The organism is Paracoccus marcusii (assembly GCF_006151785.1).
GTDB classification, from domain to species: Bacteria; Pseudomonadota; Alphaproteobacteria; order Rhodobacterales; family Rhodobacteraceae; genus Paracoccus; species Paracoccus marcusii.
The window spans coordinates 1-13,662 of the sequence record NZ_VDDD01000094.1 but is presented as its reverse complement, the minus strand read 5'-3'; the positions used below and the strand labels follow the sequence as shown (position 1 = coordinate 13,662).

General features: G+C 70.1%; 14 protein-coding genes. 8 read left to right on the top strand and 6 right to left on the bottom strand.

Annotation, left to right across the window (positions count from 1 at the left end; translation table 11 throughout):
- Positions 1–150: 150 nt before the first annotated feature.
- From FHD68_RS13715 to FHD68_RS13690, 6 genes are all read left to right on the top strand, one after another.
- Positions 151–570 (top strand): GNAT family N-acetyltransferase, encoded by a 420-nt coding sequence (locus tag FHD68_RS13715; RefSeq protein ID WP_127899160.1) that lies wholly within the window; start codon positions 151–153, stop codon positions 568–570.
- Positions 571–651: 81 nt separating this feature from the next.
- Entirely contained in the window at positions 652–1,641 is a 990-nt protein-coding gene (locus tag FHD68_RS13710) for a BMP family lipoprotein (protein WP_046001312.1), read from the top strand.
- On the top strand, positions 1,641–3,284 hold the full coding sequence (locus tag FHD68_RS13705) for an ABC transporter ATP-binding protein (RefSeq protein WP_244297866.1): 1,644 nt from the start codon (positions 1,641–1,643) through the stop codon (positions 3,282–3,284). The genes FHD68_RS13710 and FHD68_RS13705 overlap by 1 nt, the downstream gene beginning before the upstream one ends.
- On the top strand, positions 3,284–4,390 hold the full coding sequence (locus FHD68_RS13700) for an ABC transporter permease (RefSeq protein ID WP_127899161.1): 1,107 nt from the start codon (positions 3,284–3,286) through the stop codon (positions 4,388–4,390). The genes FHD68_RS13705 and FHD68_RS13700 overlap by 1 nt, the downstream gene beginning before the upstream one ends.
- Positions 4,387–5,415: an ABC transporter permease gene (locus FHD68_RS13695; RefSeq protein WP_127899162.1), complete on the top strand. Its 1,029-nt coding sequence runs from the start codon at positions 4,387–4,389 to the stop codon at positions 5,413–5,415. The genes FHD68_RS13700 and FHD68_RS13695 overlap by 4 nt, the downstream gene beginning before the upstream one ends.
- On the top strand, positions 5,399–6,205 hold the full coding sequence (locus FHD68_RS13690; RefSeq protein ID WP_127899163.1) for a purine-nucleoside phosphorylase: 807 nt from the start codon (positions 5,399–5,401) through the stop codon (positions 6,203–6,205). The genes FHD68_RS13695 and FHD68_RS13690 overlap by 17 nt, the downstream gene beginning before the upstream one ends.
- Here FHD68_RS13690 and yghX read toward each other — a convergent pair.
- From yghX to FHD68_RS13675, 3 genes are read right to left on the bottom strand one after another with little or no spacing between them, the layout of a single operon-like run.
- Positions 6,193–7,077 (bottom strand): YghX family hydrolase, encoded by an 885-nt coding sequence (yghX, locus tag FHD68_RS13685; RefSeq protein ID WP_045983273.1) that lies wholly within the window; start codon positions 7,075–7,077, stop codon positions 6,193–6,195. The genes FHD68_RS13690 and yghX overlap by 13 nt on opposite strands.
- Positions 7,078–7,134: 57 nt before the next feature.
- Complete coding sequence (gene mnmH / locus FHD68_RS13680; protein WP_127899164.1) at positions 7,135–8,244, bottom strand: tRNA 2-selenouridine(34) synthase MnmH; 1,110 nt, start codon at positions 8,242–8,244, stop codon at positions 7,135–7,137.
- Between the two features lie 2 nt (positions 8,245–8,246).
- Positions 8,247–8,807 carry a L,D-transpeptidase gene (locus tag FHD68_RS13675; RefSeq protein WP_046001308.1) on the bottom strand — a complete coding sequence of 187 codons (561 nt, stop codon included), beginning with the start codon at positions 8,805–8,807 and terminating at the stop codon, positions 8,247–8,249.
- Positions 8,808–8,932: 125 nt separating this feature from the next.
- On the opposite strand from FHD68_RS13675, the gene FHD68_RS13670 reads away from it, so the two are divergent.
- Together FHD68_RS13670 and FHD68_RS13665 are read left to right on the top strand one after the other, a co-directional pair.
- The gene (locus FHD68_RS13670; RefSeq protein WP_139085995.1) at positions 8,933–11,164 is read left to right on the top strand and encodes a heavy metal translocating P-type ATPase; all 2,232 of its coding nucleotides are present in this window, start codon (positions 8,933–8,935) and stop codon (positions 11,162–11,164) included.
- Positions 11,161–11,802, top strand: coding sequence for an arylesterase (locus FHD68_RS13665; protein WP_127899166.1), 642 nt, complete (start codon positions 11,161–11,163; stop codon positions 11,800–11,802). The genes FHD68_RS13670 and FHD68_RS13665 overlap by 4 nt, the downstream gene beginning before the upstream one ends.
- A 6-nt stretch (positions 11,803–11,808) precedes the next feature.
- On the opposite strand, the gene FHD68_RS13660 is transcribed toward FHD68_RS13665, so the two are convergent.
- The 3 genes from FHD68_RS13660 to FHD68_RS19730 form a co-directional block, all read right to left on the bottom strand.
- Entirely contained in the window at positions 11,809–12,279 is a 471-nt protein-coding gene (locus FHD68_RS13660; RefSeq protein ID WP_045984182.1) for a copper chaperone PCu(A)C, read from the bottom strand.
- Positions 12,280–12,399: 120 nt separating this feature from the next.
- Positions 12,400–12,696 carry a 50S ribosomal protein L28 gene (gene rpmB / locus FHD68_RS13655; RefSeq protein ID WP_046001306.1) on the bottom strand — a complete coding sequence of 99 codons (297 nt, stop codon included), beginning with the start codon at positions 12,694–12,696 and terminating at the stop codon, positions 12,400–12,402.
- A gap of 126 nt (positions 12,697–12,822) precedes the next feature.
- Positions 12,823–13,662, bottom strand: an 840-nt coding sequence (locus tag FHD68_RS19730; protein ID WP_139085993.1) for a bifunctional transcriptional activator/DNA repair enzyme AdaA, incomplete at its 5' end; no start/stop codon positions are given.

The window sequence follows — 13,662 nt, the reverse complement described above, 5'->3', positions numbered from 1 at the left end:
GGCGCAGGCTGCGCCTGCGACAGGAATTGCCGAGGGCGTGGCGCGCCTGGCCGCGGCCCGCGCGCATCTGCCGCAGCCCCGCCCCGCGCCAGTCTATCTGCGCCCGGCGGATGCAGCGCCCGCCCGCGATGCACCCCCGGTGATCCTGGCGTGACGCCCGACGATCTGGCCGCGCTGCATGCGCGATGCTTCGACAGCCCGCGCCCCTGGTCGGCCGACGAGTTCGCCAGCCTTCTGGCGGGTCGTGGGACGTTCCTGCTGGAGGCGCCGCACGGTTTCCTGATGGGGCGCGCCATCGCCGGCGAGGCCGAGTTGCTAACCGTGGCCGTGGACCCGCAGGCGCGGCGGGCGGGCACGGGCCGCGCGCTGGTTGCCGCATTCGCGGGCAAAGCGGCGGCGATGGAGGCCGAGGAGGCCTTTCTGGAGGTCGCGCATGACAACCTTGCGGCACGGCGGCTGTATCAGGCCACGGGATGGCTGGAAGCGGGCGTCCGGCGGCGATATTACGGGCCTGCGACGGACGCGATCGTGATGCGTCTGACGCTGCGTGCGACCCAAGAAGGCGGTTGACCGGACCCCGTGCGATGCGCCCTAATCGGGCGATCAGCGGGCCCGTTGAATCGCCCGCGAAAAACAGGATGAGGTTCCTTTATGTCCCTGATGAAATCGCTGCTGGCGGGCTCGGCCCTGGCCGTGCTGTCGACCGGTGCGGCGCTGGCCGATCCGGCGCTGATCTATGACCTGGGCGGCAAGTTCGACAAGTCGTTCAACGAGGCGGCGTTCGGCGGCGCGCAGCGTTGGGTCGAGGAGACCGGCGGCACCTATCGCGAGCTGGAGATGCAGTCCGAGGCACAGCGCGAGCAGGCCCTCCGCCGCCTGGCCGAGAGCGGATCGAACCCCATCGTCATGACCGGCTTCGCCTTTGGCGACGTGCTGACCAAGGTCGCGGGCGATTACCCGGACACGAAATTCGCCATCATCGACATGGTGGTCGAGGCGCCGAACGTGCAATCGGTCGTCTTCACCGAGGAGCAGGGCAGCTATCTGGCCGGCGTCATGGCCGGGATGGCGTCCGAATCCGGCACCGTCGGCTTCATCGGCGGCATGGACATCCCGCTGATCCGCAAGTTCGAATGCGGCTTTGCCCAGGGGTTCAAGTCGGTCCAGCCCGAAGGTTCGCTGGTCAGCAACTATACCGGCACGACGCCCGCCGCCTGGAACGACCCCGTCAAGGGTGGTGAGCTGGCGCGCGCGCAGAAATCGCAGGGCGCCGACGTGATCTATGCGGCCGCCGGCGGCACCGGCATCGGCGTGCTGCAGGCCGCCGCCGACGAGGGCATCCTGGCCATCGGCGTGGACAGCAACCAGAACGCGCTGCATCCGGGCCAGATCCTGACCTCGATGGTCAAGCGCGTGGACAATGCGGTCTTCGACGCCTTCACTGCTGGCACCGACCTGGAGCCGGGCGTCAAGGTCATGGACCTGGCCGCGGGCGGCGTGGACGTCGCGGTCGACGACAACAATGCCGAGCTGGTCACCGCCGAGATGCAGGCCGCCGTGGACGAGGCCAAGGCTGCCATCGCCTCGGGCGAGGTCACGGTGCATGACTTCATGACCGACAACGCCTGCCCGGCGTCGTAATGACCACTGCGGGCGACATGCTGGGGGGGCGGTCGGCGACGGCCGCCCCCGCTGCCATCGAGCTGCGGGGCATCTCGAAGGCGTTCGGGGCGGTTCAGGCGAACCGCGACATCAGCCTGTCGGTGCCGCGCGGCACGATCCACGGCATCATCGGAGAGAACGGCGCCGGGAAATCGACGCTGATGTCGATCCTTTACGGGTTCTACAAACCCGATGCGGGCCAGATCCTGGTGGGCGGAAAGCCGATCAGCATCAGCGACAGCCAGACCGCGATCCGCGCGGGCATCGGCATGGTGTTCCAGCACTTCAAGCTGGTGCAGAACTTCACCGTGCTGGAGAACATCATCCTGGGCGTCGAGGATGGCGCCCTGCTGCGCCCGTCGCTGTCGAAGGCGCGCGGCGTCCTGAAGCGCCTGGCCGCCGAATACCAGCTGAACGTGGACCCCGACGAGGTGGTGGAAAACCTTTCCGTCGGGCACCAGCAGCGGGTCGAGATCCTCAAGGCGCTGTATCGCCAGGCCGACATCCTGATCCTGGACGAACCGACCGGCGTGCTGACGCCCGCCGAGGCCGACCACCTGTTCCGCATCCTCAAGGGGCTGCGCGACGAGGGCAAGACGATCATCCTGATCACGCACAAGCTGCGCGAGATCATGGAGATCACCGACAACGTGTCCGTGATGCGCCGCGGCGAGATGGTCGCCTCGGTCCGGACCGCCCAGACCAGCCCCGAGCAGCTGGCCGAGCTGATGGTCGGCCGCAAGGTGCTGCTGAACGTGGACAAGCAGCCGGCACGGCCGCAGGCCCCGGTCCTTGAGGTGCGCGGCCTGACCATGGTCGATGCCGAGGGGGTGGAACGCCTGCGCGGCATCGACCTGGACATCCGCGCCGGAGAGATCCTGGGCATCGCGGGCGTCAGCGGCAACGGCCAGACCCAGCTGCTGGAGATCCTGGGCGGATACCCCGAGAAGGGCGCCAGGGTCACGGGCGAGGTGCGCATGAACGGCGCCGCCCTGCCCCTGACCGGGTCGGGCTGCGACGCCGGTCAGCGCCGCCGCGACGGCGTGGGCCACATCCCCGAGGACCGTCAGGTCGAAGGCCTGATCATGGATTTCGCCGCGTGGGAGAACGTGGCCTTCGGCTGGCACGACGCGCCCGAGTTCAACAGGGGCTGGCTGATGGACAACGACGCCATCCGCCGCGACGCCCAGGCCAAGATGGAGCGGTTCGACGTGCGCCCGCGCGACTGCCACCTGGCGGCGCGCAATTTTTCGGGCGGGAACCAGCAGAAGATCGTCGTCGCCCGCGAGATCGAGCGCAACCCCGACCTGCTGCTGATCGGCCAGCCCACGCGCGGCGTGGACATCGGCGCGATCGAGTTCATCCACAAGCAGATCGTGGCCCTGCGCGACGCGGGCAAGGCGATCCTGCTGGTCAGCGTCGAGCTGGACGAGATCCTGGCCCTGTCCGACCGCGTGGCCGTGATGTTCGACGGCCGCATCATGGGCGAACGCCTGCCCGCACAGACCACCACCGGGGAACTGGGCCTGCTGATGGCGGGCATCACCGACACCAGGAGCGTCCCCGACGATGCGGGCATCCCGCCGGGAATCGCCCATGACCTGCCGGAAGGACGCGCCTGATGGACAAGATGCCGAAATGGGCGGACGTCATCCTGACGCCGCTGATCTCTCTGGTGCTGGCGATGGGCATTTCCGCGCTGGTGATCCTGGCCATCGGGGAAAGCCCCTGGATGGCGCTGACCACGATGGTCGAAGGGGCGCTCGGCTCCAGCTATGGCTGGGGCTTCACGCTGTATTACGCGACGAACTTCATCTTCACGGGGCTGGCGGTGATGGTCGCCTATCACGCCGCCCTGTTCAACATCGGCGGCGAGGGGCAGGCGGCGATGGGCGGCCTGGGGGTCGCGCTGGTGCTGCTGTTCCTGCCGCTGCCGCATTGGGCGATCGCCCTGCCGGTGGCGATGCTGGGCGCCGCGGCCTTCGGGGCGGCCTGGGCCTTCATCCCCGCTATCCTGCAGGCGAAACGCGGCAGCCACATCGTGATCACCACGATCATGTTCAACTTCATCGCCGCGGCCACGCTGAACTATGTGCTGGTGAACCAGCTGCGCCCGACGGGCAGCATGGACCCGGCCTCCGCCCGCTTCCCCGAGGCCACGAACCTGCCCGCGCTGACCGACATCGCGGCGGGCATGGGGTTTGAATGGGGCCGCAACACCCCGGTCAACGTGACCTTCCTGGTGGCGCTGGCGGCCTGCTTCCTGATCTGGGTGCTGATCTGGCAGACGCGTCTGGGCTATCAGATCCGCGCCTTCGGCAAGTCCGAACCGGGTGCGGTCTATGCGGGCATCAACCCGGTGCGCATCACCGTCATCGCCATGCTGATCTCGGGCGCGCTGGCGGGCATGATGGCCATCAACAACGTGATGGGCGAATCCGAACGCCTGGTCCTGAACGCGGTCGAGGGTGCGGGCTTCATCGGCATCGCGGTCGCGCTGATGGGCCGCAACCACCCCCTGGGCATCCTGCTGGCGGCCCTGCTGTTCGGCTTCCTCTATCAGGGCGGCGGAGAGCTGGCGCTGTGGACCACCATCCCGCGTGAGCTGATCATCGTGATCCAGGCCCTGGTGATCCTGTTCACGGGCGCGCTGGACAACATGGTCCGTATGCCATTGGAACGGTTGTTCCTGACCATGAAACGGACCAGCCGGGGGGCGGTGAAATGAACATCCGCGACTCGCTGATCGCGATCATCGTCCTGGCCATCTGCCTGGTCTGGGCCTTTGCCGACGGCGCCGCCGCCCAGCAGGGCATCGGCAGCGCGCTGCGCCTGATGACGCCGCTGCTGCTGGCCTGTCTGGCGGGGCTTTATTCCGAACGCGCCGGGGTCTTCGACATCGGGCTGGAGGGCAAGATGCTGATGGCAGCCTTCACCGCCGCATCGGTCGCCTATATCACCGGCAGCGCATGGCTGGGCCTGGCCGCGGGCATCGCCGGGTCGCTTGCGCTGTCGCTGATCCATGGCCTCGCCTCGATCACCTTCATGGGCAACCAGCTGATCTCGGGCGTGGCGATCAACTTCCTGGCCTCGGGGCTGACGGTGCTGGTCGGACAGAACGCCTTCGGACTGGGCGGGCGCACGCCGGCCCTGACCGGTGCGGGGCGGTTCAACCCGATCACCCTGCCCGGCGCCGAGGCGCTGCGCAATGTCCCGGTGCTGGGCCCGATCTATTCAGGGCTGATCTCGGGGCAGACGATCCTGGTCTATGTGGCCTTCGCGCTGGTGCCGATCACGTGGTGGGTGCTGTACCGCACCCGGTTCGGCCTGCGCCTGCGCGCGGTGGGGGAAAACCCCGCCTCGGTCGATACCGCGGGCGTGTCTGTCACACGTCTGCGCTATACCGCGGTGGCCATCGCAGGGGTGCTGTGCGGCATCGCGGGCGCCTATCTGGCGACCGGCCTGTCGGCGGGCTTCGTCAAGGAGATGACCGCCGGGCGCGGCTTCATCGCGCTGGCCGCGCTGATCTTCGCCAAGTGGCGGCCGTGGCAGGCGCTGTTCGCGACCTTCCTGTTCGGCCTGCTGGAGGCGATCGCCAACCTCTATCCGAACCTGGACCTGGGGATCATCACGGTGCCGTCCATGTTCATGAACGCGCTGCCCTATATCCTGACGGTGGTGATCCTGGCCGGCTTCGTCGGCCGCGCCATCCCGCCCCGCGCCGGAGGAGAGCCCTATGTCAAGGAGCGCTGAGCTTGCCGCCCTGATCCGCGACCGCGCGGGTCAGGAGGCGCCCGAATACGGCCTGATCCTGGGGTCCGGGCTGGGCCACCTGTCGGCATGCGTCGATGGCGTGGCGATCCCCTATGACAATCTGCCGGGCTTTCCCCATGCGGGCGTGTCGGGCCATGTGCCCCAGCTGGTCATCGGCCAGCTGGAGGGGGTGCGGGTCGCGGTCTTCGGGGGGCGGTCGCATTACTATGAATCCGGGCGGGCGGACGCGATGCGTCTGCCGCTGGAGGTGCTGGCGGCCCTGGGATGCGACAAGCTGATCCTGACCAACGCCGCCGGGTCGCTGCGCCCCGACATCCCGACCGGCGGGCTTATGCTGCTGAACGACCACATCGCGTTTGCCGGCACCAACCCCCTGATCGGAGAGGCGACCGACGCGCGCTTCGTGCCCATGACCGACGCGCATGACGCCGCGATGCGTGCGGCCCTGCTGGCCGCCGCCGAGGCGGAGGGGGTGGCGCTGCCGCAGGGTGTCTACTGCTGGTTCTCGGGGCCCAGCTTCGAGACCCCGGCCGAGATCCGCGCCGCGCGCACGCTTGGCGCAGATGCGGTGGGCATGTCGACGGTGCCCGAGATCATCCTGTCACGGTTCCTGGGCCTCAGGGCGGCGGCCATCTCGGTCGTCACCAACATGGGGGCGGGGCTGTCCGACGAATCGATCAGCCACGACCACACCAAGGCAATGGCCCCTCTGGGCGCGGCCAAGCTGGAAACCGTGCTGCGCCGTTTCCTGAAGGATCAGGCCAGGTAGCGGGCGAACCAGTCCAGCGTCCGCTGCCACGCCAGTTCCGCGGCCTCGGGGTCGTATCGCGGCGTGGAATCGTTGTGAAAGCCGTGGTTGGTGCCCGGATAGACATGCGCCTCATAGGTCTTGCCAGCCTCCTTCAGCGCGGCCTCGTAGGCGGGCCAGGTGGCGTTGACGTTCTCGTCGATCTCGGCGAACTGGAACAGCAGCGGCACCTCGATCTTGGGAACATCCGCCACGGGGGCCTGCCGGCCATAGAAGGGCACCGACGCGCCCAGTTCCGGATAGGCCACCGCCAGCGCGTTGCACACGCCCCCGCCATAGCAGAAGCCCACCGCGCCGACCTTGCCGGTCGACTGCTCATGCGCCATCAGATGTTCGGCCCCCGCAAAGAAATCGTTCATCAGCAGGGTCGGATCGACCTCGGCCTGCAGGGCGCGCCCCTCCTCGTCATTGCCGGGATAGCCGCCCTTGGAGGTCAGCCCGTCCGGCGCCAGCGCCAGATAGCCCGCCTTGGCCAGGCGCCGCGCGACGTCCTCGATATAGGGGTTCAGGCCGCGGTTCTCGTGGATCACCAGGACCGCGGGCCAGGGCCCCTCGCCCGCCGGGGCCACCTGATAGGCACGAACCTCGCCATGCCCCTCGGGCGACGGATACGTCACGTATTCGGGCAGGATGTCGGGATCGGTAAAGCTGACCTGCTGGGCCAGCGCATAGTTCGGCCGCAGCATGTTCAGCAGCGCCAGCGCGGTGACGCCGCCGACCGCGAACTTGCCCGCCCGGTCCAGGAACTGCCGCTTGGTGATGCGGCCGTGGGCATAGAAATCGTACAGCTCCAGCAGCTCCTGCGGGAAATCCTTGGCACTCATCCGGGTCATCGCGCTCTCCTGACATGGGGTCGCAGTCAGACTAGGCCAGCCCGCGCCCCTGCCCGATCACAAATCAGAGACCGCCGCGCGGGTGTCGCCCGCATCCACCGCCGAACGCGCACCGTTCGCGGTCATGCGGGCCAGCGCGGCCTCGACCCGGCCGGTGGCGGCGTCCAGGTCGGACAGGTCGTCCAGTGCGACGATCTGTCCGCGCCCGTCGTCATGGCGCGACCGGTGCTTGTCATAGCGCGGGTCGTAATGATCCCGCAGCAACCCCTCGGACAGTTGCTGCCACCGGCCCTGCGCCAGCGCCTGCCGCCAGCCCTCGACACGCTCGGCGGGGTGCAGGGGGGCCATCAGGTCCAGGATCGCGGCGACGCGCGCGGGATCGTCGACCATGTCGCGATAGGTCGCGGCGGTAAACGCCGCGCGCGCGGCAACCGGCACCTGCATCTGCAGGCGGGGCGCGGCGCAGATCGCCTGCCACATTGCCTTGGGGACGGTGATCTGGCCGATGCGGCTGCTCTCGGCCTCGACCAGCAGGGGGCGGGCGGGATCCAGACGCTCCAGCGCGACGGCCAGGCGTCCTTCGAACATCTTCTGGCTGGGCTGGCCCTCGGGGTGGCCGCCGAACAGGCTGCCGCGATGGTTGGCCAGCCCCTCCAGGTCGATCACCTGATGGCCGCGCTGCGCCAGCCGCTGCAGGATCGCGGTCTTGGCGCTGCCCGTGTTGCCGTCCAGCACGATCACCGGGGCCGCGATCGGACCGTTCTGCACCCGGTCCACGACCAGCGACCGCCATGCCTTGTAGCCGCCCTGGACCCGCGCCACGCGCCAGCCGATCTGGCTCAGGATCGTGCCGAAGCTGCCCGAGCGCTGCCCACCGCGCCAGCAATAGACCAGCGGCTGCCACGCGCCGCCCCGATCGGCCAGCGGCCCCTGCAGGTGCCGCGCCGCATTGGCCGCGACCAGCGCCGCCCCCAGCTTGCGGGCGTCAAAGGGTGACACCTGCTTGTAGACCGTGCCCACGCGGGCACGTTCCGCATCCGACAGGACCGGCAGGTTGATCGCTCCGGGCAGGTGATCCTCGGCGAATTCCGCCGGGGCGCGGACATCGATGATGTCGTCGAACCCGGCCAGAACCGGGTCCGCCGCACTGGCAAGCGTCAGATCCAAGATCAGAAGACGTAGACGGGCGTGCCGATGGGCACCTGGTCGAACAGGCTCATCACGGCCTCGTTGCGCATGCGCAGGCAGCCGTTGGAGACCGCCCGCCCGATCGATCCGGGATCGGTCGTGCCATGGATGCGGATGGCGGTGTCGTTGCCCCGGTCGTCATACAGGTACAGCGCCCGCGCCCCCAGGGGGTTCTGCGGACCGCCGGGCATGCCGTCGGCGTATTTGGCATAGGCGCCGGGGTTGCGTTCGATCATGTCGTCGGTCGGCCGCCAGCTGGGCCATTCGACCTTGCGGCCGATCGTGGCCTTGCCCTTCCAGACCAGTTCGGCCGTGCCGACGGCGACGCCGTAGCGGACCGCCTTGCCCGGTGCGACGACGTGATACAGGAAGAAATCGCGGCTGACGACGACGATGCTGCCGGTCTCGAAATCGTCCCGGATCTCGACCTCGATGGGGGCATAGGGATCGACCGCCGCCTCCTGGGCGCCGGCCAGCGTCGGGGCCAGGGCGGGTGCGGCCACCAGCAGGGCGGCCAGAGAGATCATCTGACGACGGTTCATGGCGCAGTTCCAATCGGTTTGCTTTTCCCCCGGATACAGCGAAACGCCCCCGGCCCGCAACTCACGAGGGCGTTCGGCCGCCTCGCGGCCTTGACCGCGCGTCCCTCGCGCCACATCTGTCACCCATGACACAAGCCGCAGCCCCGATCCCCGCCGATGGCCTGCCTGTCACCCGCCTGGCCATCCGGGGCATGAGCTGCGCGGCCTGTTCGGGACGCGTGGGCCGCGTGCTGTCGGCCCGCCCCGACGTGGCGGATGCGCAGGTGAACCTGGCCACCCACCGCGCCCAGGTCAGCCACGATCCCGCCCTGACCCCGCAGGCCTTGGCGCAAATCGTGACGGATCTGGGCTATCCCGCGACCGTCATCGCCGACCGCGCGCCCCCACCCCCGGACGAGGCCCCGGCCCTGCGCCGCGCGGCCCTGACCGCCGCCGCCCTGACCCTGCCCGTCGCGGTGGTCGAGATGGGCGGCCATCTGGTCCCGGCCTTCCATCACTGGCTGCATGCGCTGGTGCCGATGCGCACGTTGTGGGTCGTGCAGATGATCCTGACGCTGGCGGTGCTGGCCGGACCGGGGCGGCGGTTCTTCGGCACGGGGCTTGCCGCCCTGCGCCGCGGCGCCCCCGAGATGAACAGCCTCGTGGCGCTTGGCGCGGGCACGGCCTTTGCCTTTTCCGCCGTCGTGACCCTGGCCCCCGGCCTGGTCCCCGCCGCCTCGCGCCAGGTGTGGTTCGAGGCCGCGGCGGTGATCGTCACCCTGATCCTGACCGGCCGCTGGCTGGAGGCGCGCGCCAAGGGCCAGGCCGGCGCCGCGATCCGCGCGCTGCTGGCCCTGACGCCCGATCACGCGACGGCGCTGCGGGACGGGCATCCGGTGCGTGTCGCGGTGGCCGACCTGCAGCCGGGCGATCTGGTGCAGCTGGCGCCCGGCGAACGCATCGCGCTGGATGGCGTGCTGACCGAAGGCGCGGGCCATGTCGACGAATCCATGCTGACGGGCGAACCCGTCCCGGTGCTGCGCGCGCCCGGCGACACGGTGACCGGCGGCACGGTCAACGGCGCGGCCGCCCTGACCTATCGCGTCACGGCCACGGGGCCGGACACCGTGCTGTCGCGGATCGTGGCCCTGGTCGAAGAGGCGCAGGCCGCCCGCCTGCCGGTGCAGGCGCTGGTCGACCGGGTCACGCGGATCTTCGTTCCGGTGGTGATGGGCCTGGCGGTGCTGGCCTTTGCGCTGTGGCTGATCTTTGGCCCCGACCTTGCGCATGCGGTCGTGGCGGCGGTGTCGGTGCTGATCATCGCCTGCCCCTGCGCGATGGGCCTGGCGGTGCCGATGTCGATCATGGTGGGCAGCGGGCGCGGCGCGGGGCTTGGCATCCTGTTCCGCCAGGGCGATGCCTTGCAGAAACTGGCGGGCGCGCGGGTGGTGGCCTTTGACAAGACCGGGACGCTGACGCAAGGCCGCCCCCGTGTGACGCAGATCTGGACCCACGGCATCGACCGCGACGCGGCCCTGCGCCTGACCGCCGCGGCCGAGGCCCGATCCGAACACCCCCTGGGCCGCGCGATCCTGGCCGAGGCAGGCGGCATGACGCTGCCCCCGGCGCAATCGGTGACCGCCCTGCCCGGACGCGGCCTGACCGCGATGGTCGAGGGGCGGTCGCTGCTGATCGGCAACGCCGCCGCGCTGCAGGCGGCGGGCATCGTGCCGGACGCCGCCCTGATCCGCCATGCCGATGCCGTATCGACCGATGGCGCGACCCCGGTGCATCTGGCCGCCGACGGCCGCCACGTGGCGACATTCGCGCTGGCCGATCCCGAACGACCGGAATCCGCCGCGGCCATCGCCGCCCTGCGCGACATGGGCCTGCGGACCCAGATGCTGTCGGGCGACCTGCCCGCCACCGCGCAGGCCATGGGCGCGCGGCTTGGCATCGACCGGGCGCAGGGCGGGCTGACCCCCGACGACAAGCTGACGGCGATCCGCGCGATGGGGCCGGGCAGCGTCTTCGTGGGCGACGGCATCAACGATGCGCCGGCGCTGGCCGCCGCCGACACGGGCATCGCCATCGGCACCGGGACCGATATCGCCATCGAGGCCGCCGATGCGGTGCTGATGGCGGGCGATCCGCAGGGCGTCGCCCGGGCGATCCGCCTGTCGCGCGCCGTGATGCGCAACATCCGCCAGAACCTGTTCTGGGCATTCGCCTATAATGCCGCGCTGATCCCGGTTGCCATGGGCGCGCTGGTGCCCTTTGGTGGGCCGCAACTGTCGCCCATGCTGGGGGCCGGCGCGATGGCGCTGTCCTCGGTCTTCGTGGTGACGAATGCCCTGCGCCTGAGGACTGCCGCATGATCCTGACCCGCCGCCACCTGCTGACCGCCGCCGCCGCCACGCTGGTCCGCCCCGCCCAGGCACAGGCGCTGCCGCGCATCCTGTGCTTTGGCGACAGCCTGACCGCCGGTTTCGGCCTGGGCCCGACCGAGGGGTTGGTCCCGCAGCTGTCGGCCTGGCTGGCCGATGCGGGGCGCCCGGCGGATCTGATCGATGCGGGGCTGTCGGGGGACACGACCTATGGCGGCCGCGTGCGGATTGAGCTGTCGATGCGCCGCCACCGCCCCGATGCCGTCATGGTCGAGCTGGGCGGCAACGACATGCTGCGCCGCTGGCAGCCCGCCGATGCCGAGGCGAACCTGGACGCGATCCTGCAGACCGCGGGCAGCGGCGGGCGGCCCCTGCTGCTGGTCGGCATCCATGCCCCGGCGGGCCAGCCCGACTGGCGCCGCGCCTGGAGCGGCATCTGGCCGCGTTTGGCCGAACGCCACGGCGCGCTGCTGCTGCAGGATCTGTATGCGCCGCTGGCACAGGTGCCCGCGACCGACCGGGCGCCCCTGCTGCTGCGGGACGGGGTTCACCCGTCGGCGCAGGGGGTGGCGCTGATCGTCCGGCACCTGGGTCCGGTGGCCGCCCAACTGGTCGAACGGGCGGCCTGAGGGGCCTCAGTGGCCCTGATGGTCGCCGTGGTCGTGATCGGCGGGGGCGGCATCCTCGCGCTGGTTGTCGACGACGACCTGCACCTCCTCGGTGCCGCAATCGCCGAAATCCATCGACAGGGTCAGCGTGTCGCCATCGGCCAGCGGTTCGGCCAGGCCCAGCATCATGATGTGGTCGCCGCCGCGGTTCAGGGCGTGGGTCTGACCGGCGGCGACGGCGATCCCGTCCTCGATCCGGGTCATCTTCATGACGCCGCCTTCCTCGACATGGGTGTGCAGCTCGACCCGCTCGGCCGCGTCGGACGACACGCCCTGCAGGGTGCAGGCGACCTGACGGTGGTTTTCCAGCTGCATGAAGACCGCGCCCACCTTGGGGTTGGTGCTGCGCGCATAGGCGTCGTTGGCGTGCATGCCGTCATGGGCAAGGGCGGCCACCGGGGACAGCACCGCGACGGCGGCCAGGATCGACAGTTTCATTCGGCAAGGTCCTTGGATGGGGCCGGGGCGCGCACAGGCCGCACCGCACGGGCCGGGGTTCCGGACATGCAAAAGCCCCGCCGGAACGGCAGGGCCATGCATCATCCGACGATCATCGGATCAGGCGGTCGCGGCAGCCGATTCGGCCTTGACCAGGTCGCGCTTGATCTTCTGGGCGCGGTCCGACAGCTCGGTGTCCTTGGCTTTGGCCAGGAAGGCGTCCAGGCCGCCACGGTGATCGACCGAACGCAGCGCCGCAGCCGAGATGCGCAGCGAGTAGCCGCGGCCCAGCTTTTCGGACAGCAGCGTGACCTCGTTCAGGTTCGGCAGGAACCGGCGACGGGTCTTGTTGTTGGCATGGCTGACATTGTTACCGCTCATCGGGCCTTTGCCGGTCAGTTCGCAGACGCGCGACATGGTGTGTTCCTTCGTCTCAGCTGTGCGGGCGGGGGGTCCGTCCCAATGTGAAAAGGCGCCGCGAGGCAGCGCCCGGAATTCCGTTCGCGGGTGGCTACCGCATGAGGGGCGCGTCGTCAAGCCTTGTCAGGTGATTCCATAGCCGCGCTCCAGCGCGATCAGGCGCTCCTTGCGCCACAGGCCGCCCGCATATCCGGTCATGGTGCCATCTGTGCCGATGACCCGGTGACAGGGCACGACCAGCGCCAGCCGGTTCGCCCCATTGGCCGCCGCGACCGCGCGGACGGCGGTGGGATGGCCGATGGCCGCCGCAAGCTGGGCATAGCTGCGCGTCCGGCCCGCGGGAATCGCCTGCAGTTCCTGCCAGACGCGGGTCTGGAACGGCGTGCCGCGCAGGCGCACCGGCAGGTCCAGCCGCCCGTCGCTGCCCGCGAAGAACCGGGCCAAGGCGGCCTCGGCCCGGTCGGTCACCGCGGTGCGGCCCAGCCCGATCCGCCCCCCCGCCATCACCGACAGCCGCCGCAGCCCCTGGGGCAGCGCCTTGCGGTCGGTGAATTCCAGCAGGTGCAGGGCGTCGTCATCGGCGATGGCGATCATCCCGCCCAGGGGCGTATCGATCCAGTCCGCGCGCAGGTCCGCGGCCCCCCGCATCTGGTGCGGGGCATGCCCGAACAGGCGTGCAAAGGCCTGCCGGAACCCCGATGCCGAATCGAACCCCGCGTCCAGCTGTGCGTCGATCATCCTGCCTCCTTGCGTCAATGTGGTCAGGCCCGCGCGCAGCCGTGCCGCGCGCGCCAGCTGCAGAAAGCTGGTGCCCAGATGCTGGCGGAACAGCCGCCGCACGGTCGAGGGGTCATGGCCCAGGGCGGTCAGGTCCGCCTCGGACCAGCGGCGGGCGGGGTCGGCGGCCAGCGCCGCGCCCAACGTGGCGACCAGCGGCGGCACCTGCCCTTCGGGACGGCAGCG

Coding starts and splice junctions, on each gene's coding strand:
- FHD68_RS13665 (WP_127899166.1), top strand. CDS start 11,161: ATGATCCTGACCCGCCGCCACCTGCTGACCGCCGCCGCCGCCACGCTG.
- FHD68_RS13695 (WP_127899162.1), top strand. CDS start 4,387: ATGAACATCCGCGACTCGCTGATCGCGATCATCGTCCTGGCCATCTGC.
- FHD68_RS13675 (WP_046001308.1), bottom strand. CDS start 8,807: ATGAACCGTCGTCAGATGATCTCTCTGGCCGCCCTGCTGGTGGCCGCA.
- yghX (WP_045983273.1), bottom strand. CDS start 7,077: ATGACCCGGATGAGTGCCAAGGATTTCCCGCAGGAGCTGCTGGAGCTG.
- rpmB (WP_046001306.1), bottom strand. CDS start 12,696: ATGTCGCGCGTCTGCGAACTGACCGGCAAAGGCCCGATGAGCGGTAAC.
- FHD68_RS13710 (WP_046001312.1), top strand. CDS start 652: ATGTCCCTGATGAAATCGCTGCTGGCGGGCTCGGCCCTGGCCGTGCTG.
- FHD68_RS13705 (WP_244297866.1), top strand. CDS start 1,641: ATGACCACTGCGGGCGACATGCTGGGGGGGCGGTCGGCGACGGCCGCC.
- FHD68_RS13700 (WP_127899161.1), top strand. CDS start 3,284: ATGGACAAGATGCCGAAATGGGCGGACGTCATCCTGACGCCGCTGATC.
- FHD68_RS13690 (WP_127899163.1), top strand. CDS start 5,399: ATGTCAAGGAGCGCTGAGCTTGCCGCCCTGATCCGCGACCGCGCGGGT.
- FHD68_RS13660 (WP_045984182.1), bottom strand. CDS start 12,279: ATGAAACTGTCGATCCTGGCCGCCGTCGCGGTGCTGTCCCCGGTGGCC.
- FHD68_RS13670 (WP_139085995.1), top strand. CDS start 8,933: ATGACACAAGCCGCAGCCCCGATCCCCGCCGATGGCCTGCCTGTCACC.